Origin of the sequence: Pseudomonas sp. CCI4.2 (genome assembly GCF_034350045.1) — a bacterium.
GTDB lineage: Bacteria > Pseudomonadota > Gammaproteobacteria > Pseudomonadales > Pseudomonadaceae > Aquipseudomonas.
In genome coordinates, this window is sequence record NZ_CP133781.1 from 3,619,038 (window position 1) to 3,636,696 (window position 17,659).

Below are 17,659 nucleotides of genomic sequence, written 5' to 3' on the forward strand. Positions count from 1 at the left end.
GCTTCAATCTCAAACCAGCAACGAAATCAAACGTGGCTCAATCGAGCTCGACAGCACTTCAATCAAAGCCAGCGTCACCGGCAGTTTGAAACGCCGACGGCCCGCGCTGCCGGGATTGAGGTACAGCTGCTCGCCGTGCCATTCGATGCGTGGCTTGTGGGAATGGCCGGTGATCACCAGTTTTATGCCTGCATCAAGCACCGCTGGAACATCGGCGATGTCGTGCACCAGTAGGGTCTGCCATCCGTTGAGGTCAAAACACAAACGGTCAGCGATATGCTCAGCCCACGGGGCGTTTAGATCATTGTTCCCGCGGACGACGTGCAGCGGGGCAATCGACGCCAGTTGATCAAGGATCTGGGGACTGCCGATGTCACCCGCGTGAATGATCTGTTCACAACCCTGCAAAGCAGCAATGGCTTCGGCGCGGAGCAGGCCATGGGTATCGGAAATCACACCAACTTTCATGCAGCGCTCCAGGCACGCTCAACAATGGGAACCCAGGCAGCTCATCAAAAAAACGCGCGCACTACCTTGAGCGTGACGGTGGTTTCGCACTCGCTGTTGTGGCCGCTGTACGCACTGCAATCGGTCCCGGTGAGGCTTGAGCCGCTGTACATCAGATTCATGTCCATGCCCATAAAGGGGCGCGAGACATTAAACGACCAGTCTTTGTAGGCGCTGACCATGCTGCCGCCTTCAATCAAAGTGGGTGTGTCGAGCTGGTGATCCGCGTACTGCATGCGCACATCGACTCCCAGCGGAACGATGCCACCCAGATCGAGAAACAGCGTACTGTCCTGGCGTCCAGCGTCGTTGCTGAACGCAGTACCGATGCGGGAATCGAAAATCCGGAAGCCGGCATACAGTTCGTGGCTATCGATCTGGTCAGCGTTGGCGTAGCTGTAGCGGATGACGCCCAATTCGTAACCCAGTGTCTTGTCGAACGGCTTTCTAAAACCCATGTAGGAATCGACTTCGAGCGTACTGTCAGCTGCGATGCCCGCATCGGGTGACCACTGACCCACGTAAAAGCCGCTGTTATGCGTCAGGTCCAGACCGCCATGGAAAGTTGAACCGTCGCTGGTGGACGTGACTAGGCCTTGAGCCATACTGCGGCTGGGCGTGGTTCCGAGCTTGAGGCTGAAATCGCCGAGTTCTCGGTCGATGACCTGCGCCGAGACGGTCTGGCAAATGAACACGGTGCTGGCAATGAGCACGTAGTAGCGAACATGACGCATGCCTCCCTCCTTGGGTTTACTGAGGAGTGGAGTCGGTGGTGTCTAATCGATGTGGCCGGTAGCCTGATAAGAACCGCGAGCTAGAGCTACGCAGGATACCGGCGAATGAGCGGGGGATTCGACCGCTGGTCGATTGTGTACAAAAAATGTGAACGTCGTGGTCAGTCGTTGGCTGAAATGAGGGGTGGGTCTGTTCAGCGTACGGTAGAAGCGTCCTCCCTTCCCACGCTTCAAGAAACATAGTGCTGAAGCCCTTCCAGAAGCGCATCAAAAGTAACCTTACAGCGCGGGCTATGCCTTAGGTCCTCGTGCATGGCCAGCCAGGTATCCAACTTGAACACAAAGTGTTCGGCAAGCAGGTGCACCAGATTCGGGTCACGCTTGGCCAGTGTGATCTGGCAAATACCGATACCGGCACCGGCGCGGATCATTGCAAGTTGTGCGAGATCGCTGTCGCTTCGAAGCGCGAAATTGTCTCGACCCCATGCCGGCAATGCCTTGCTGGCCGCGCGCAGGAAGGGTGTTTCTTCATCGAAACCGATCAGCGCGTGATCAGCCAGGTCGGCCAAGGTACGGGGTGTGCCACGGTCTTGCAGATAGGCTTGATGCGCATGGAAGCCAAGTTCGATATTCCCCACGTTTCGCGCGATAAGTGATTCTTGCTTGGGCGGTGTCATGCGAACCGCAATATCGGCTTCCCTGACCAGTAAGTCCTGCACCTGGTTGGACAGCGCCAGTTCGACTCTCAACTCAGGCCATTGGCGCTGCAATCGCGTAATGATGGGCGGCAGCACCTCGGCTCCGATGATTTCGCTGGCCGTGATACGCACCACGCCTTTAATGCCGTGCCCCTGGCTTTCGGCTGCCCGGGCCATGGCGGCGGCACTGGCCCTCATCGATTCAGCATAGGGCCTCAGCGCCAGCGCGGCGTCGGTGGGCAGCAGTCCTAACTGTGAACGGGTAAACAGCTTCATGCCGAGCTGTTCTTCGAGCATGGCAATATGCCGCCCGACCGTCGGTTGTGCCACCCCCATTGAACGCGCTGCGCCGGACAAGGATCCGTGTTGCAGGACGCTGAGGTATGAGCGGTAGAGTTCCCAGCTGATGGTGTAGGTCATGCATAAATGTATAGCGGATGCAGAAATTAAGGGCGTTTTATTTAGTCGTTGGCCACGTCAGACTTTCGTCATCACTAAGGGGAGTTGAGATGGCGGCTAATAACACGGTGTTGGTTTTAGGTGCTACTGGCGGTATCGGTGGCGAAGTGGCGCGGCAGCTGCGTGATGAAGGGTGGACCGTTCACGCGCTTCGACGCGGTAACCACCTAGCACCGGGATTGAAAGATGGCATCACTTGGATAGAAGGGGATGCGTCGAATCATGACGATGTAATGGCTGCTGCCCAGGGGTGCTCGGTGATCGTTCATGCGGTCAATCCTGCGGGATACCGACGCTGGGCGACGCTGGTTTTGCCGATGCTCGACAACACGATTGCAGCGGCAAAAGCGCACCAAGCGACCATCGTGCTGCCGGGCACGGTGTACAACTTTGGCCCCGACGCATTTCCAATAATTCGAGAAGATTCGCCCCAAGATCCTGCTACCGGAAAAGGCAAAATCCGCGTTGAAATGGAACGACGCCTGCGAGCTGCAAGCACCCAGGGAAGCCGTGTGATTATCGTGCGGGCGGGTGACTTTTTCGGTCCCGCAGCGGGCAGTAGTTGGTTCTCCCAAGGCTTGGTCAAACCGGGCACGGCGGTGACGAAAGTGAATCTACCCGGCGCTCCGGGGGTGGGTCACCAATGGTCTTATATACCCGACGTGGCACGGACGATGGTCAGTCTGATAGAACGGCGAGCAACACTGGCGCCCTTTGCGGTGTTTCACATGAACGGCCATTGGGATAACGATGGCCTGCAAATGGCCGGGGCGATCCAACGCATCGTCGCAGCCCGAGGCAGTAAGCCGCCTACATTGCAGCCATTCCCTTGGTGGATGATCATGCTGATCTCACCGTTCAAGGAGACGTTTCGCGAGGTGCTTGAGATGCGCTACCTGTGGCGCACTCCGGTTCGAATGAACAACGCGCACCTTCAAGCGACCCTGGGCGAAGAACCCCATACGCCTCTGGATCAGGCCATTGAAGCGACGCTCCAAGGGCTGGGTTGCCTGCCATCGGCCACCCGGTCTTAACAGGTAGCGGCGATACGGTAAAATCGACGACTTTCTAATGTTCCCTATTTTCTCACCCCATGAGAATCAGCCTCCCAAATCGAGAATTGTCTCTTATAGTGCAGGCATGAACGATTCCGTAACCAAAAGCCTCGCCGACCGTGTTCTCCAGGTATTGGCCTGTGTGGCCAAGGCCGGGCAGCCGATTGGCGCAAAGCGTATCGCCGCCCACGTCGGGATACCGCTGAGTACGGTGTATCGACACTTGGCCGCGCTGAAAAAGTGGGGCTTGTTACAGGAACACATGACCACCGGCCTTTATGAACCCGGCGCGACCGGGGTGCAACTGGCCTGGGGTTTCGACCAGACGTCGAACCTGGTTAACCAGAGCCGCGATGAAATCAGCGCGTTGGTGGAGCGCACGGGCGAGAGCGTCGGGCTGCTGGTGCATAGCAATGGGCAAATGGTCTGCATCGCCATGGAAGAAAGCAGCAACTCCCTGCGGTGTTCGTTCACCAAAGGCCGCGCCCATTCCATGATGCAAGGTGCGTCAGCCAAGAGCCTGTTGGCGTTCCTGCCCGAGCAGACCCGACGGCGGATTATTGCCAAGCAGTTGGGCGATTCTCCCCAGAGCGAGACGCTTGAAAAAGAAATTGCCGAGATCCGCACTAACGGTTTTGCTACCAGCGACAGCGAGGTAGACCTGGGTGTATGGGGCGTCAGTGTCCCGTTGATTTCACAGGATGAAACCCTTGAAGGCACCATCACCTTAATGGCGCCCTCACTGCGCGTTGGCCCACGGGAGGCGGAGTTGATCAGCCTCACCAGAAAAGCAGCCAGCCGTATCTGCAACCGCTTCTAACCTGCCGGTTAACCACCTGCTCTGAACAGATCAGGACTCACTCTCGCCGAAGGAATTTGTGATGAAAGCGTTGAAGTTGTTTAGTCCACTTGTTGCGGCATTCGCGCTGGTCACGTTGATCTGCGCGCCGGTCCAGGCCGCCGATGATGTGATCCGTGTGGGCACTGATGCCACTTTCCCACCCATGGAGTTCGTTAAGGACGATAAACGTACGGGCTTTGACGTCGAGTTGATCGAAGCCATCGGCAAGCAGTTGGGCAAGAAAGTGGAATGGGTCGACATTGGTTTCAAAGGCCTGATCCCGGGCCTTATTGCCAATCGATTCGACGTGGCCGCCTCGGCGATCTACATGACCGAAGAGCGCCGCAAGGTCGTCAACTTCACCGACTCTTACTACCGTGGAGGCTTGGCGGTGCTGGTGCTTAAGGATGACACCAGCATCAAGGTTCCCGCTGATCTAGTGGCCGGCAAAAAAGTCTCGGCGCAGGTGGGCACCAAGTCCATCGAGTTTCTGAAGACCAACTACCCGGCGGTCGAGGTCGTTGAGGTGGAGAAAAACCAGGCGATGTTCGACCTGCTCACGATTGGCCGAGTCAATGCGGCGGTTACCGGTCGCCCGGCGGCGGTGGAATTCGCCAAGTCCCAGCCCAAAGTCCGGGTGCTCGATCAAGGCCTGACCACCGAACTTTATGGTTTCGCCGTCCGCAAAGATGAGGGCGAACTGCAGAAGCAAATGAACCAGGCGCTGCAAACCCTGCGCAGCAACGGCGAGTACGCTGCACTGACGCAAAAATGGTTTGGCACCACCGTAGAATAATCAGCCGATAGGTGTCCGGCGCCTGTGTGCCGGACACTGTTTGCCGATTGCCTTTAGCCGTCTACCTCTGCGGAGTACACCATGGACCTCGATTTTTCCCCGGTCTGGGACGGCTGGCGCGACCTCGCGTCCGGCACCCTGGTCACCCTCGAAATCACACTCGCCGCGCTGGTATTGAGTTGTGCGCTGGGGTTGTTGATCGGAATGGGCCGCTTGAACCCTAAACGCAGGCTGATCTATGGTTTTTGCACCACTTACCTGACCTTAGTGCGGGGCACGCCGCTGCTGGTGCAGTTGTTTATCCTATTCTTTGGCCTGCCGCACTTTGGTATTCAGTTGCCCGCTTACGTGTGCGGTATCTTTGGCTTGGGCATTTACAGCGCGGCCTACGTCTCGGAAGTCGTACGCGGGTCGATTCAGTCGGTGGAAAAAGGCCAGATGGAAGCCGCCCGCTCGTTGGGTCTGCCGTACAAGATGGCGATGCGCAAGGTCATCCTGCCCCAAGCCTTCGTGCGCATGATTCCAGCATTGGGTAATGAGTTTATTGCCCTGATCAAGAACTCCGCACTGGTGTCCCTGCTGACCATCGCCGACGTGATGCACGAGGGCGAGAAGATCATCAGCGTGTCCTATCGCTCGCTGGAAGTGTACTTGGCCATTGCGTTCATCTACCTGGTACTGACCACTACCACGACATTGATCCTGCGCCGAACCGAAAAAATGCTGCGCGCGGACGGGAGAGTGTGATGACTACGACCATTATCGACATCAAGAATCTGAGCAAATCCTTCGGCACTCACCAAGTGCTGCACAACATCGACTTCAGCGTGGAAACCAGCCAGGTGGTGGTGGTCATCGGCCCCAGTGGTTCCGGCAAGAGTACGTTTTTGCGTTGCATGAATGGCCTGGAAACCGCAGAAGGCGGCACGCTGCATGTCTGTGGTCACACCGTGGTCGAACAAGGCCGCATGATGTCCGAAGCAAAGCTTGACGCGCTGCGCAGCGAAGTCGGCATGGTCTTTCAGTCGTTCAACCTGTTCCCCCACCTCACGGTTTTGGACAACATCACCCTGGCGCCCATGGCGTTACGCAGCACCCCGCGCAAAGAGGCTGAGGAGCAAGGCTTGCGCCTGCTTGAAAAGGTCGGCCTACAGCATAAGGCCAAGGTCTTCCCCGGCACGTTGTCTGGTGGGCAGAAGCAGCGCGTGGCGATTGCCCGAGCCTTGGCCATGGACCCGAAAGTGATGCTGTTCGACGAGCCGACCTCGGCCCTCGACCCCGAGCTGGTGGGCGAGGTATTGCAGGTCATAAAAACCCTGGCCGCAGAGGGCATGACGATGATCATCGTGACCCATGAAATGGGTTTTGCCCGGGAAGTGGCCGACATCGTGGTGGTAATGGACGAAGGCGCAATCGTCGAAGCAGGCCCGCCGGCGGCGTTATTCACCGCACCCAAGGAGGCCCGCACCCGCAGCTTTCTACACAGTGTTTTAGCGCGCGATTCCTCACCGGTGTTGTGATCGCAGTGATTGACCCTTCGCCTGGAGGTCCTTAAGGGCTACCTAAGGGTACCCTCGTGAGCGGCATTGACCTTCGGTGCCGCATTTTCACGTTGAGAGGCTTGCAGGAAGCCTAATGCTAGTTGCTGATACAACTCTGGGCCAAACCGCGAGCTGACGGCCCTGGAAATAAGTGCGATGCCCATCAGGCTGATGACCATGCCGTGACTGTCGATCATTTCCATCACAATGATCGCCGAGGTGATGGGCGATTGAGTGACGGCGGCAAGGAACCCAGCCATGCACAACGCAATAATGGGTTGTGGGGCCAGCTTGAAAAGCTCGGCAACGTTTGCTCCCAACGAAGCCCCTACTGCGAGAGACGGTGCAAAGATGCCGCCAGGAATACCGGAAAAATAGGTGGCCAGGGTGGCCAAAAACCGAGTAACAGCGGCGTACCAGGGAATGCTTTGTCCATGGTTAATGATCTGAGTAGCGACGCCATAACCGCTGCCGAAAGAAAGGCCTCCACTGGCCCATCCCAGTGACGCAACCACCAGGCCGCAAGCACCTGCGAACCAGATAGGGTGCAGGGTTCTCCATCTCCAGACCGCGTTGTTTGGCATTCGCTGAGGCAGCAGCAACAAGCGACTGAACAGCCCTCCTAATAAACCGCAGAGCACCCCCAAGCCCAGTACCGGCACGATGATCTGTCGCGTTACGGCGTCGACATCCAATCGGCCAAAATAGTTGTAGTTCCCCTGCAAGCCAATGGCGATCATCCCGGACAGGATAATCGTGCTTAGAAGCACCCCACTGGTGCGTGTTTCCAGCTTGCGGCCCAACTCTTCCACCGCAAAGGCGATACCCGCCAATGGCGTGTTGAATGCGGCAGCAATGCCCGCTGCACCCCCGGCGAGAATCAAGTCTTGGACCCTGATCACCCGAGAGTGAGGCAAGAAGCGGTGCGCCGCGTGCATGATGGAGGCGGCCACCTGCACCGAGGGGCCTTCTCGGCCGGCCGAAAATCCCCCCGTCAGCGCCAACGTACCAAGACCAATCTTGCCCAGGGCGATACGCAACGAAATCAGTTTGTTGATCGGTTTTCCGTTTGCTACCAAACGCGTTGCCGCGATCACCTGAGGAATACCGCTGCCTTGGCTGCCCGGAAAAAAGCGTTGAGTGAGAAATACCACCAACATGCCGAGTAGAGGTGTCAGCAGAAAGGGAAGCCAACTGCGACCAGTGGTAACGGTGGCAAAGAGAGCCAACGCCTGATCTGCAAGCTTGGCGAAGAGAACCACCGACAAGCCGGCTATCGTGGCGGCGGTCCAAAGCGTCAATCGAGTTCGCCAACGGGCAGACGTAAAACGTCCGCGCAACGGTGCAAATATATGTTTCATTGATGCACCTGCTGGCTTAATTGCGATCAGGCTAACACACGGTTTGAATCAAATCGGCGATAGGGTACTAAAGAGGGGGGCACCACCGTCAAATGGCATAAATTGTCCCCCGGGCTCAAGCTAACGCGACTCTGTTCCCCCAAACCATGTTCCTGCCTGGAAGATCGGCATCAGCCCAAATCTTCAGCCTGATGCCGCTCTGGCACTTGGCTTGCTTCATCGCCCCACGGCCGGTTGACTCGACAGCCACGGATAACCGCAGGCCGGTTGGCGATTTCTTCTGCCCAGCGTTGCAGATGGGTGTACGCCTGCACAGATAGAAACTCGGCCGCCGAGTACAAATTGCCCCGCACCAATTGTCCGTACCAGGACCAGACCGCGATATCGGCGATGGTGTAGGCATCACCCGCCAGGTAGGGGCTCTCGCCAAGGCGGCGGTCGAGGACATCCAACTGACGCTTGGTCTCCATGCTGAAACGGTTGATGGGGTACTCGAGCTTTTCCGGCGCATACGCGTAGAAATGCCCAAAGCCGCCGCCCAGGTATGGGGCTGCGCCCATTTGCCAGAAAAGCCAGTTCAGGGTTTCCGTGCGCCCGGCCACATCGGTGGGCAGGAAGGCACCGAATTTTTCCGCCAGGTAAAGCAAAATCGACCCAGACTCAAAGACTCGAATCGCCGGCTCCACGCTGTGATCCAGCAAGGCCGGGATTTTTGAGTTGGGGTTGATGGCGACAAAACCGCTGGAGAACTGGTCGCCGTCGTTAATACGGATCAGCCACGCATCGTACTCGGCGTCGGTGTGCCCAAGCGCCAGTAGCTCTTCCAGCAGGATCGTCACCTTCACCCCATTGGGCGTGGCCAGTGAATAGAGCTGCAATGGGTGTTTGCCAACGGGCAACACCTTGTCGTGGGTCGGTCCTGCAACCGGGCGGTTGATGCTGGCGAACTGGCCGCCAGACGGAGCATCATCTTTCCAGACCTTCGGCGGAACATAGGACGCTTTGCTCATGAGACGAACCTCGTGGTTTCTTTTGGCGATTAGAGAGCCTACCCGGTTTGGTCGTCAACTATGGCTCTGAAATCCATTCCCGAATAAATTCGGTCCCACTGGACTCCCAACAAACATCTGTTCAACGCCAAAAACGGTGGGACCGAATTTATTCGCGAAGGCGTGCGTCCTGACACGCTGCAAATCTTAACCAGCACAACGTGCCACCCAGTTTGCTGCGCGACAGCGCGGCGTCGAAGCCGAGGCGGCCCCTCCTACAGACTTACAAAATGCCGGGTATCGCTGGCGAGGGTGGTGGCCAGAAAGTCAGCAAACGCGCGCGCTGCCAGGCGCGTGGTCCGACCCATCGGAAAGTACGCGTGGACGGGCAGTTCGGCCATTTTCCATTCTGGAAATAGGTGCACCAAGGCTCCGCTTTCTAACTCCAATGCGCAGGCCCACGACGTGGTGGATGTAATCCCCAAGCCTCCTGTTGCTGCCGCTAGCGCCCCTGCGGTGTCATTGATCGAGAGTTGGGGGTTAAGCGTGATAGATGAAACCTTGCCGTCGCGCTCAAATTGCCACGAAGAGATTTGTGCACCGGCCGGGCCGCCGATGATTCGATGGTGCTCGATGTCGGCTGGGGTGTCCGGTGTGCCGTGGCGCGCGAGGTAGCCGGGAGAGGCCACGATCACACGACGCATCGTTCCAATCTGCCGGGCGGTACCGGCCAAGTCCGGCAAGTTGCCCACGCGGATGCCGACGTCGACAGCTTCCTTGACCATGTCCTGCCACTGATCTTCAAGCAGCAGCTCGATGTGCAGCAGCGGATGACGTTCAGTAAATGCAGACAACTTGGGCAGCACGACGCGGATACCCATTGTTGACGGCATCCCGATGCGGAGCAGGCCACGCAGCTCTCCGGTTTCCCGCACGCTGTTCTCCGCGTCATCGACGGCCGCAAGAATCGGTTCCATGCGCGTCAGAAATTCGATGCCCGCTTCGGTCGGAACCACGGTTCGGGTGGTGCGTGAAAGCAGCCGCGCACCAAGGCCCGCTTCCAGCTCCGCAATCATCCGGGAGACCTGAGACTGCGCAAGCCCGCTCTCGCGGGCGGCTGTCGAGAAACTCCCAAGGCGGGCCACGCGGGTATAAAGCCGCAACGTGAGGATATCTCAGCCGAGTTGAAGTGGTCACTGACACGCTGGACGCCCTTGAAGCGGGCACCAACGATGAAGTTATCGCCGGCGCCCAGTCGCGTGGCATTCACGATGCATTCACTGCCGACCCGAAAAAGGTGCAGGCAATGATGTCGACCAAACTTCCCCAGCGCGTTTGATTACCTAACTGACTTAACGACGAGGCCATCATGGACTTTCTTCAGACGTTGACCCAACGCAATACTGAATTCGCAGAGACCGGTTACTCTGCTGACCTCAAGATTATTCCTTCACGCAAAACCATGATCATCGGCTGCGTCGACCCTCGGGTCGACCCCATGGACGTGCTCAAACTCGCGCCCGGCGAGGCCGCCGTTATCCGCAACGTGGGCGGCCGCGTGAACCCGGCGCTGTTCGGAACGATGGCCATTCTTGGCACCGTCTCGCGGGTTGCTGGCGCGCAGGTGGGTCATGGCTGGAACCTGATCGTCTTGCACCACACCGACTGCGGCATATCCGGTTGCTATCACCACGCCCCTGAGTTGTTGGCGAAATACATGGGCGTCGAAGAACACCAGCTTGAGGCGCTGCAGATCGACGATCCGTATAAAGCGGTCGAGATAGACGTCGCCGCACTGAAGGCCAACCCGAATTTGCCGGGTGGAATTACCGTGACAGGGCTTGTTTACGACGTGGCTACCGGACGAATTGATACGGTGGTGCCTGCGGGGTTGCTTCGGGTGGAGTAGGGTTGTTGTCTTGATCTGTAATTCCGCTCGATGTGTCGGGCGGAGTTACAACCGCGCCCACGCTCAATCAGGTTTCACATAAAGGAAGCCATCAATGCAAAACCCAAATGTGAAAAAAACCATCCTCCTCATCGGTGCATCCCGTGGCCTTGGTTTCGCCATGGTCGAGGAATACCTCAAACGCGGCTGGCAGGTGATCGCTACCGGGAGAGAGGGCGCGACGGAAAAACTTATTCAGTTGGCCAAAACCGCCGACGGCGCGCTCGATGTCGAAACAGTCGACATCACCATTGAGTCGCAAATTGCTGCGCTACGGGTTCGTCTCGACGCTCGGCGACTGGATGTGCTCTTCGTAAACGCGGGCGTCAAAAACGACGACCGCGAAACCATCGCGGACGTCTCCACCGAGGAATTTGTGCGCGTCATGGTGACCAACTCACTGAGCCCGATGAGAGTCATCGAGGCGCTCCAGGACCTTGTTCAGCCAACCGGAACCCTCGGCGTCATGTCGTCCGGGCAGGGCAGCCTGACCAATAACACTAACGGAAATTATGAGGTCTACCGGGGCAGTAAAGCCGCACTTAACATGTTCATGCGCAGCTTTGCCGCGCGCCACCAAGAGGACGCAAAAACCTTGTTACTCATGGCGCCAGGATGGGTTCGCACAGACATGGGTGGGCCTGAAGCGCGTTTGAGTATTGGAGAAAGTATCCCGAACTTGGTGAATACGATTGAGGCTCATGAAGGGCGTTCCGGTTTGCATTATTTGGACTATCTTGGGCGGATCGTTCCTTGGTGAGTGGTTCCTTGGTAAGTGGTTCCTTGGTAAGTGATTCCGTGGTGAGTTGTGGGCAATACGTTGGGTGAGTCATCTAACAAAGGAAAAATAATGGAACTGCGTCACCTGCGTTATTTTATTGCCGTTGCGGAGCATAAGAGTATTCGGCTCGCCTCGGAGCGTATTCACGTCACGCAGCCCGCTGTTTCGCGTCAGATCCATGATCTTGAGAAAGAGCTTGGGCTAGCACTGTTCGACCGGCATCCTCGTGGTTTGACGCTGACTACTGCGGGCCAGTCCTTCTTGGTTGATGTCCGCAAGCTGATGACGGATTTGGAGGCTGCAGCGCGCAAGGCAAAGCAAATTTCTACGGGGTGGGCAGGCAGGTTGCGACTCGGGTTCGTAGAAAACAGCAGTTGGGATGGCATCGTTCCTAAAGCACTGAGAAACTTTCAGGTCGCGACGCCGAGTGCCAGTCTGGAGCTTAGCCCGCTTAATACGCCTGAGCAGATCCAGCGAATCGAAGATGGGCTGATCGACGGCGGGTTTGTTTACCAATACCGGCCGTTTTCTGAGGGGTTGAGCACGCTCCGATTGGACCAACACGATCTGTTGTTAGCCATCCCCGTTGATTGGAATCTCAGCGGTGATCACATCACGCTAAAAGAGGTCGCCGAGCGTCCCTTCATCACATTCCCGCGTTGGGTGTATCCGGTCTACTACGACCACCTGATGGCGGCCTGTGTCGAGCGCGGGATCACCCTTAATGTGGTGCAAGAGGAGCAAACCGAGTCGGCCATTCTTGCGCTGGTGGGGTCAGGCATAGGTGCCGCGTTGGTGAACTCGGCAAACCTGGGCCGACCGCCAGCGTCTGTCAGGTTCCTCAAGCTCGCGGACTTGTCGCTGGCCATGCCGCTGGTTTTTGCTTACCGAAGCGACAACGACAGCCCGATGCTTTTAAGGTTTGTAGAAGCACTCACTGATACCCTGCACGGAAATAAGTAGAGCGATGCCTCCTAAGCATCACTGACCTCATAAAACGGCAATTTTCTTGCTTAACACCCTGAAGGATAGTGGGGGACGTTGGCTATTTCGCCCACGTCTCAGTTTCAGGAGTGTCGTATGAATAACAACAACCAAGCATCACTCATTGCGTGTACCGTCGATTTCTCACAGGAAGGATTTCAAAAGGGCGCACTGATGCTGCCTTATTCCCAAGACCGCTCGGCCTACGGCCGCATCCCCATACCCGTCGTCGTCCTGAAGAAGGGCGTAGGTCCGACGGTTCTTCTTACCGGGGGCAATCATGGCGATGAGCTTGAAGGCCCCATCGCGCTAATGAAGCTCATACAGCGCATGAGTTCTCTTGAAATCAACGGACGCTTGATCGTCATTCCAGGGCTGAATTTTCCTGCGTTTGAAAACGGCACCCGCACGTCTCCCATCGACAAAGGAAATCTGAACCGTCTTTTCCCTGGCAATCGCAGTGGAAGCCTGACTGAGATGATTGCCCACTACGTCAATACCGAGCTATTCCCCATTTCGGACGTGATACTCGATTTGCATGCGGGCGGAGCCTCGTTCCAGCACGCGCCAGCGTTGCTGGCCTCGTTGCCCGCTAATCGAGAACAGCACGATGACTATTTGCGGCTTGTCTATGCGTTCGCTGCGCCGACAACCATGGTCATGAATCTGCTGGGGGAGGATCGTACCTACGGCGCGGCCGCCGAGCGGCAAGGAAAGCTGTTTTTGTGCGGGGAATTTGGAGGCGGGGCATCGTGCAGTCCCGGCAACCTGAAGATTGTTGAGGACGGGTTGCACCGGGTTTTGCACAGCCTTGGTGTTCTCAACGAAGTCCCCCCTACGCCCGTGCAAAAGACCCGTCTGGTTAAAGTCGAGGATTCAGGCCATTACCTGTTCGCCACCGCTCGCGGGGTGTTTGAACCGTGTTTTTCCTTAGGCGATCGGGTCACTAAAGGGCAATTGGCGGGGCGCTTATTTGACATCGATGCCCCTTGGAAACCCGCCGAAGAATTGCACTTTGCAAAAGAGGGGGAAGTGATGGTCCAGCGCACCTTTGCCCACGTAGCTGCCGGCGATTGCATTGCCGTATTGGCTTGTCCGGCTACTTGGCAGTGAATGCCTGTCCACCTCTGGAGTGTGTGTTATGAACGTATTCCGTTCTGCGGGGACTGCTTGCGAAGACAATCGAGGCTCGGCCTACAGCGTGGGTTTGTTTCTGCTCTGTTTTGCTTTTTCTTACCTGGACCGACAGATCGTCAGCATTCTGGTGCAGCCGCTTAAAGCAACGCTGAACTTGACGGATAGCCAAATCGGGATGCTGCAAGGTTTCTCATTCACCCTGTGTTATGCGACCGCTGGCGTGGTTGTCGCGCGGTTGGTGGATCGGTCAAACAGGGTGAACATCATTGCCATCTGTGTGGCGATTTGGGCGTGTTCAACGGCACTTTGCGCCACAGCTGGCAGCTTTACCGAACTGTTGGTGTACCGAGGGGGTACCGCGATTGCGGAAGCAGCGCTTAGCCCGGCGGTCTTGTCGTTGTTCGCTGATCTGTACGCGCCACGTCGATTGAGCCGTGCCACCGGTATTTTCATGCTCGGCCCCTATATCGGAAGCGGAGCTGCGCTGATGGGCGGAGGGGCGTTACTCGGGTGGCTGAATCAACCGGGTAATGACGTTCTTAGCAGTACGTCTTTGCAGGCCTGGCAGGTGGTTTTTCTCTGCGTGGGTTTGCCCGGTTTTATATTGGCGGCGCTGGTGTTCTTCACGCTAAGAACCTCCACGGCGTGATGCCGCTGGAGACGTCTATGCCGTTGATTGCGAAGTGGCGCCTCCCTTCAATGAAGTACTGAAGGAGCTGTTTGTTCGAAACAGGTTCTGCCTGCCGTACTTTTTTGGTTACGCCTGTCTGATCATGTTGTTTTACTCATTTACGGCCTGGTTTCCCACGGTATTAATCCGGCATTTTGCCCTGGAGCCGAGTTACGTCGGGAAAGTCACCGGTCCCCTTTACATGCTTGGCGGAGTACTTGGTGTACTGACCTCCGGACTATTAGTTCGGCGAGCGAAGGATGCACAAGCGTTAGGCATGGCACTCAAGGTGGCGGCGTACGCCTGCACCCTGTTGATCCCTTTAGCGATAATTGCACCGTTGGCCCCTTTCAGTATCGCCGTCACGTTTTACGGCTTGTGTGCTTTTGCCGCGAGCATCGTAATGGCGTTAGCGCCCATGCCACTGCAAATCGCTATTCCAAATCGAATGCGCGGACGTTCTATCGCCCTTCTCGTGTTCATGACCAACGTGATCGGCGGCGGGATCGGGCCATTCGCGGTGGGTTACATCAGCCAATCATTGGCTGACGAGCAAAACGGCCTGGGAATAGCGTTGGCTATTGTCGGGAGCGTTTCGGCGGTTCTCGCTGCGATCCTTTATAGCTACGCGACGTTAGCCGTTTCTCGGCCTGGGGCGATGAAACCGAACGCCGTCCCATCCCGTTAAACCGCCTTATGACGTTGCTATGAACAGGAAGGTGCCATGAAAAATACTAATGTTTATCGCGTTGGTGATCTTCGAATAACGAAAATCACCGAACAAATAATTCGCACGCTAACGGCCCGTCAACTTTATCCAGATGCCACTGCGGCGTTGTTAAAGTCGTTAACCGGTGTCGCTGAGGTGACACAATACAGTGCGGTTGAAATGAGCGTTCACAGTTGGCTGGTGGAAACGCCGCACTACCGACTGTTGATCGATACCGCTACGGGCAATGGCAAAGAACGCCCCTTCAGCAACCTGTTTCATCACTTAAACAGCCCATGGATGGAAAACCTGACCTTGGCAGGTGTTCGTCCGTCCGAGATTGATTATGTCCTGCACACGCATTTGCACGTTGATCATGTTGGCTGGAATACCGTTCGAAGCGGTGACCTCTGGGTGCCTACGTTCGTTAATGCGACTTACGTGTGCTCCAACGCGGAAATGGAATTTTACGAGTCGCCGGCGGCTGCATCTCGCATGATGATTTTTGAGGACAGTGTTCGCCCGGTGCGTGATGCAGGTCAGTTAGAGGTGATCGATGATCAGGGTGGAGAATACTTGCCCGGGATTAAATTTCATCCCACGCCGGGGCATAGCGCTGGGCACATGAGCATCAGCATCGAATCAGGCAATGAGATCGCCTTGTTCTGTGGAGACGTTATGCACAGCCCCTTGCAAGTGGCATTTCCTGATTGGAATTCGATGTTTTGCGGGGAGCAGTTGGTCGCGCGTCAATCGCGTAAACGGTTGCTGGATCAGGCGTGCATAGACCGTACAACGGTGTTCACCAGCCACTTCAACGAGTCCTCAGTGGGACGTGTTACTGAGGCTGAGGGGCGTTACAGCTGGGAATTTATCTAATGCAGTCGACACCGGCGTAGGTGATTTTTTCGCCATCCTAATGCCGCCGGTTATAGCCAGCAGGACAGTCGAACTGTCCTGCTTACCCATGCTCTCGCCAAGCCTTTCGACGGTTTAACCTTTCTCAGAACACATTGAACGGCACAGTGCTAACGACTCTTAGCTCGTCAACGTTTCCATCAATCTGGCCGACACTGGCGCGGTGAAGGGTATAGGTCGCCCTGAGAGAAGTTTTCCTCAGCGCGCCGCTTTGCACGACATAAGAGACCCCTAGACCATATTCGTTATGACTGGCGTCTTGCAGGTTGCGCACGTTATACGCCGTGCCTTGATAGTGGCTGCCGTCGATGCCCCAGCCTCGTGCGGTGTAGGTGTTGAGCTTCAGACCCGGAACACCGTAGCCCGCCATATCGACGTTGTAGCCCACGCGAAAGGATTTCTCATTGGGGCCGTTGAAGTCTGAATACAGGGCGTTGGCCAAGTAGTTGGCGCCCGACTCATTAAGGTAATCAAAGTATTCATTGCCGTTTACCTGTTGCCAGGCGATTGCCACCGCATGGATGTTGTAAGTGGCGGTGAGCGCCAGGCTGTAGGCCTGGTTATCTATTTCACCCAGTTTCCGACTGCCAGTGTCCTGAGTGTTGTAGTAGTTAAAGGCTGTATTAAAGGCAAGTTCGTTTGGGTTACCCCAATCGATGACGGAACCCAGGTAGTACTGGGTCCAGAAATCTTTTACTGAGGACACATAGGCCGAGGTTTTTACGCCTTTCATTGGCTGAAAGTCGACGCCGCCAAGGCTTACATTATCGGACTCGAACGCCTTGGACGCATACTTCGCTTGAAAGTGCGTCTCGCTTTGTTCGGTACGAGGGGACACACGGTCAAACGCTCCCGCTTTGAAACTGAGGGTGCTGAGTTCTTCACTGACAAGTCCGACACCCTCGAAACTTGAGGGCAGGGCGCGGTTGTTATACACCGCCAGCACTGGGGTATTGAATGCCTGGCGTCCAGCGGTGATCGTGGTATCCGAGATCCTGGCTTTAAGATTTGCCAAACCCAACTTGCTCCATTGCGCCTCTACGTTGCCTCGGCTGTCAGTCAGCGTCCGGTTGTTGGGACCGGCAACGGCGGCCTTACCTTGCTCTAGGGCGACGGTGTCATAGGCGGCGATTTCGATACCCAAACCGAGGGCACCTTTAGTAAAGCCCGACGTGTAGTCAATGACGGTTGCCTGCACCCAGTTGGTTCGGTTTGAAGTCGCAACTTTACGTCCATCGTCTTTGTAGTAACTCCACAGCGGGCCACTCGTTGCACGTTCGCTAGAATACCAATTACGGGTAAAGCCGCTCAGGCTTTGTCCCTCGATAAATCCCCCGGCGTTAGACTGGGTGCTGGTGATTTTAGGTTTCACAGGCAGCAACGTGAATGTGCTGTCGTCAGCCCGGACTGCGTAGGGTAAACCGATACTGGCCAACGCCAATGCCGTGGTTAATATTAATTTCATAGAAAGCTCCAGCTTCGTTTTCGAACGAACGAATGCCTCAAGTTCCGGTTCGGGACCTTGATAGTT

The 17,659-nt window shown here is 56.5% G+C and carries 20 protein-coding genes; 13 read left to right on the forward strand and 7 right to left on the reverse strand.

From position 1 onward, the window contains the following. Positions 1–9: 9 nt before the first annotated feature. The 3 genes from RHM65_RS16425 to RHM65_RS16435 all read right to left on the reverse strand — a co-directional run bounded on the left by RHM65_RS16425 (position 10) and on the right by RHM65_RS16435 (position 2,359). Positions 10–468, reverse strand: coding sequence for a metallophosphoesterase family protein (locus RHM65_RS16425; RefSeq protein ID WP_322164921.1), 459 nt, complete (start codon positions 466–468; stop codon positions 10–12). A gap of 44 nt (positions 469–512) precedes the next feature. Beyond that, the gene (locus tag RHM65_RS16430; RefSeq protein WP_322164920.1) at positions 513–1,241 is read right to left on the reverse strand and encodes a TorF family putative porin; all 729 of its coding nucleotides are present in this window, start codon (positions 1,239–1,241) and stop codon (positions 513–515) included. A 230-nt stretch (positions 1,242–1,471) separates the two neighbouring features. Beyond that, positions 1,472–2,359: a LysR family transcriptional regulator gene (locus RHM65_RS16435; RefSeq protein ID WP_322183811.1), complete on the reverse strand. Its 888-nt coding sequence runs from the start codon at positions 2,357–2,359 to the stop codon at positions 1,472–1,474. A gap of 89 nt (positions 2,360–2,448) precedes the next feature. Here RHM65_RS16435 and RHM65_RS16440 point away from each other — a divergent pair, with 89 nt between their 5' ends. From RHM65_RS16440 to RHM65_RS16460, 5 genes are all read left to right on the forward strand, one after another. After that, positions 2,449–3,432 (forward strand): NAD-dependent epimerase/dehydratase family protein, encoded by a 984-nt coding sequence (locus RHM65_RS16440; protein WP_322164917.1) that lies wholly within the window; start codon positions 2,449–2,451, stop codon positions 3,430–3,432. Between the two features lie 106 nt (positions 3,433–3,538). Then, entirely contained in the window at positions 3,539–4,273 is a 735-nt protein-coding gene (locus tag RHM65_RS16445; RefSeq protein ID WP_322164916.1) for an IclR family transcriptional regulator, read from the forward strand. Between the two features lie 61 nt (positions 4,274–4,334). Next, positions 4,335–5,090: a transporter substrate-binding domain-containing protein gene (locus tag RHM65_RS16450; protein ID WP_322164915.1), complete on the forward strand. Its 756-nt coding sequence runs from the start codon at positions 4,335–4,337 to the stop codon at positions 5,088–5,090. An 81-nt stretch (positions 5,091–5,171) separates the two neighbouring features. Next, positions 5,172–5,837 (forward strand): amino acid ABC transporter permease, encoded by a 666-nt coding sequence (locus tag RHM65_RS16455; protein WP_322164914.1) that lies wholly within the window; start codon positions 5,172–5,174, stop codon positions 5,835–5,837. Beyond that, complete coding sequence (locus tag RHM65_RS16460; RefSeq protein WP_322164913.1) at positions 5,837–6,610, forward strand: amino acid ABC transporter ATP-binding protein; 774 nt, start codon at positions 5,837–5,839, stop codon at positions 6,608–6,610. Before RHM65_RS16455 ends, RHM65_RS16460 begins: the two co-directional genes overlap by 1 nt. 38 nt (positions 6,611–6,648) lie before the next feature. On the opposite strand, the gene RHM65_RS16465 is transcribed toward RHM65_RS16460, so the two are convergent. From RHM65_RS16465 to RHM65_RS16475, 3 genes are all read right to left on the reverse strand, one after another. Further along, positions 6,649–7,992, reverse strand: coding sequence for a chloride channel protein (locus RHM65_RS16465; protein ID WP_322164912.1), 1,344 nt, complete (start codon positions 7,990–7,992; stop codon positions 6,649–6,651). A 170-nt stretch (positions 7,993–8,162) separates the two neighbouring features. Continuing rightward, positions 8,163–9,002, reverse strand: a complete 840-nt coding sequence (gene yghU, locus RHM65_RS16470; protein WP_322164911.1) for a glutathione-dependent disulfide-bond oxidoreductase — start codon at positions 9,000–9,002, stop codon at positions 8,163–8,165. 254 nt (positions 9,003–9,256) lie between these two features. After that, the gene (locus RHM65_RS16475) at positions 9,257–10,144 is read right to left on the reverse strand and encodes a LysR family transcriptional regulator (protein WP_322164910.1); all 888 of its coding nucleotides are present in this window, start codon (positions 10,142–10,144) and stop codon (positions 9,257–9,259) included. A 26-nt stretch (positions 10,145–10,170) separates the two neighbouring features. On the opposite strand from RHM65_RS16475, the gene RHM65_RS16480 reads away from it, so the two are divergent. The 8 genes from RHM65_RS16480 to RHM65_RS16515 all read left to right on the forward strand — a co-directional run bounded on the left by RHM65_RS16480 (position 10,171) and on the right by RHM65_RS16515 (position 16,089). Beyond that, positions 10,171–10,320 (forward strand): hypothetical protein, encoded by a 150-nt coding sequence (locus tag RHM65_RS16480; protein WP_322164909.1) that lies wholly within the window; start codon positions 10,171–10,173, stop codon positions 10,318–10,320. Positions 10,321–10,350: 30 nt separating this feature from the next. Then, a complete protein-coding gene (locus tag RHM65_RS16485; RefSeq protein WP_322164908.1) occupies positions 10,351–10,890 on the forward strand; it encodes a carbonic anhydrase in 540 nt (179 codons plus the stop codon). 94 nt (positions 10,891–10,984) lie between these two features. Further along, on the forward strand, positions 10,985–11,689 hold the full coding sequence (locus RHM65_RS16490; RefSeq protein WP_322164907.1) for an SDR family NAD(P)-dependent oxidoreductase: 705 nt from the start codon (positions 10,985–10,987) through the stop codon (positions 11,687–11,689). A gap of 48 nt (positions 11,690–11,737) precedes the next feature. Next, positions 11,738–12,673 (forward strand): LysR family transcriptional regulator, encoded by a 936-nt coding sequence (locus RHM65_RS16495; protein WP_322183813.1) that lies wholly within the window; start codon positions 11,738–11,740, stop codon positions 12,671–12,673. 117 nt (positions 12,674–12,790) lie between these two features. Further along, positions 12,791–13,807, forward strand: a complete 1,017-nt coding sequence (locus RHM65_RS16500) for a succinylglutamate desuccinylase/aspartoacylase family protein (protein WP_322164905.1) — start codon at positions 12,791–12,793, stop codon at positions 13,805–13,807. 28 nt (positions 13,808–13,835) lie between these two features. Beyond that, positions 13,836–14,480 (forward strand): MFS transporter, encoded by a 645-nt coding sequence (locus tag RHM65_RS16505; protein WP_322164904.1) that lies wholly within the window; start codon positions 13,836–13,838, stop codon positions 14,478–14,480. 34 nt (positions 14,481–14,514) lie between these two features. Continuing rightward, entirely contained in the window at positions 14,515–15,189 is a 675-nt protein-coding gene (locus tag RHM65_RS25410; RefSeq protein WP_323554591.1) for an MFS transporter, read from the forward strand. Between the two features lie 36 nt (positions 15,190–15,225). Further along, the gene (locus tag RHM65_RS16515; RefSeq protein WP_322164902.1) at positions 15,226–16,089 is read left to right on the forward strand and encodes an MBL fold metallo-hydrolase; all 864 of its coding nucleotides are present in this window, start codon (positions 15,226–15,228) and stop codon (positions 16,087–16,089) included. 124 nt (positions 16,090–16,213) lie between these two features. Here RHM65_RS16515 and RHM65_RS16520 read toward each other — a convergent pair whose 3' ends face one another. Next, entirely contained in the window at positions 16,214–17,593 is a 1,380-nt protein-coding gene (locus RHM65_RS16520; RefSeq protein WP_322164901.1) for an OprD family outer membrane porin, read from the reverse strand. Between the last annotated feature and the right edge of the window lie 66 nt (positions 17,594–17,659).

Coding starts and splice junctions, on each gene's coding strand:
- RHM65_RS16520 (WP_322164901.1), bottom strand. CDS start 17,593: ATGAAATTAATATTAACCACGGCATTGGCGTTGGCCAGTATCGGTTTA.
- RHM65_RS16485 (WP_322164908.1), top strand. CDS start 10,351: ATGGACTTTCTTCAGACGTTGACCCAACGCAATACTGAATTCGCAGAG.
- RHM65_RS16465 (WP_322164912.1), bottom strand. CDS start 7,992: ATGAAACATATATTTGCACCGTTGCGCGGACGTTTTACGTCTGCCCGT.
- RHM65_RS16515 (WP_322164902.1), top strand. CDS start 15,226: ATGAAAAATACTAATGTTTATCGCGTTGGTGATCTTCGAATAACGAAA.
- RHM65_RS16500 (WP_322164905.1), top strand. CDS start 12,791: ATGAATAACAACAACCAAGCATCACTCATTGCGTGTACCGTCGATTTC.
- yghU (WP_322164911.1), bottom strand. CDS start 9,002: ATGAGCAAAGCGTCCTATGTTCCGCCGAAGGTCTGGAAAGATGATGCT.
- RHM65_RS16490 (WP_322164907.1), top strand. CDS start 10,985: ATGCAAAACCCAAATGTGAAAAAAACCATCCTCCTCATCGGTGCATCC.
- RHM65_RS16450 (WP_322164915.1), top strand. CDS start 4,335: ATGAAAGCGTTGAAGTTGTTTAGTCCACTTGTTGCGGCATTCGCGCTG.
- RHM65_RS16430 (WP_322164920.1), bottom strand. CDS start 1,241: ATGCGTCATGTTCGCTACTACGTGCTCATTGCCAGCACCGTGTTCATT.
- RHM65_RS16505 (WP_322164904.1), top strand. CDS start 13,836: ATGAACGTATTCCGTTCTGCGGGGACTGCTTGCGAAGACAATCGAGGC.
- RHM65_RS16460 (WP_322164913.1), top strand. CDS start 5,837: ATGACTACGACCATTATCGACATCAAGAATCTGAGCAAATCCTTCGGC.
- RHM65_RS16425 (WP_322164921.1), bottom strand. CDS start 468: ATGAAAGTTGGTGTGATTTCCGATACCCATGGCCTGCTCCGCGCCGAA.
- RHM65_RS16445 (WP_322164916.1), top strand. CDS start 3,539: ATGAACGATTCCGTAACCAAAAGCCTCGCCGACCGTGTTCTCCAGGTA.
- RHM65_RS16440 (WP_322164917.1), top strand. CDS start 2,449: ATGGCGGCTAATAACACGGTGTTGGTTTTAGGTGCTACTGGCGGTATC.
- RHM65_RS16435 (WP_322183811.1), bottom strand. CDS start 2,359: ATGACCTACACCATCAGCTGGGAACTCTACCGCTCATACCTCAGCGTC.
- RHM65_RS16455 (WP_322164914.1), top strand. CDS start 5,172: ATGGACCTCGATTTTTCCCCGGTCTGGGACGGCTGGCGCGACCTCGCG.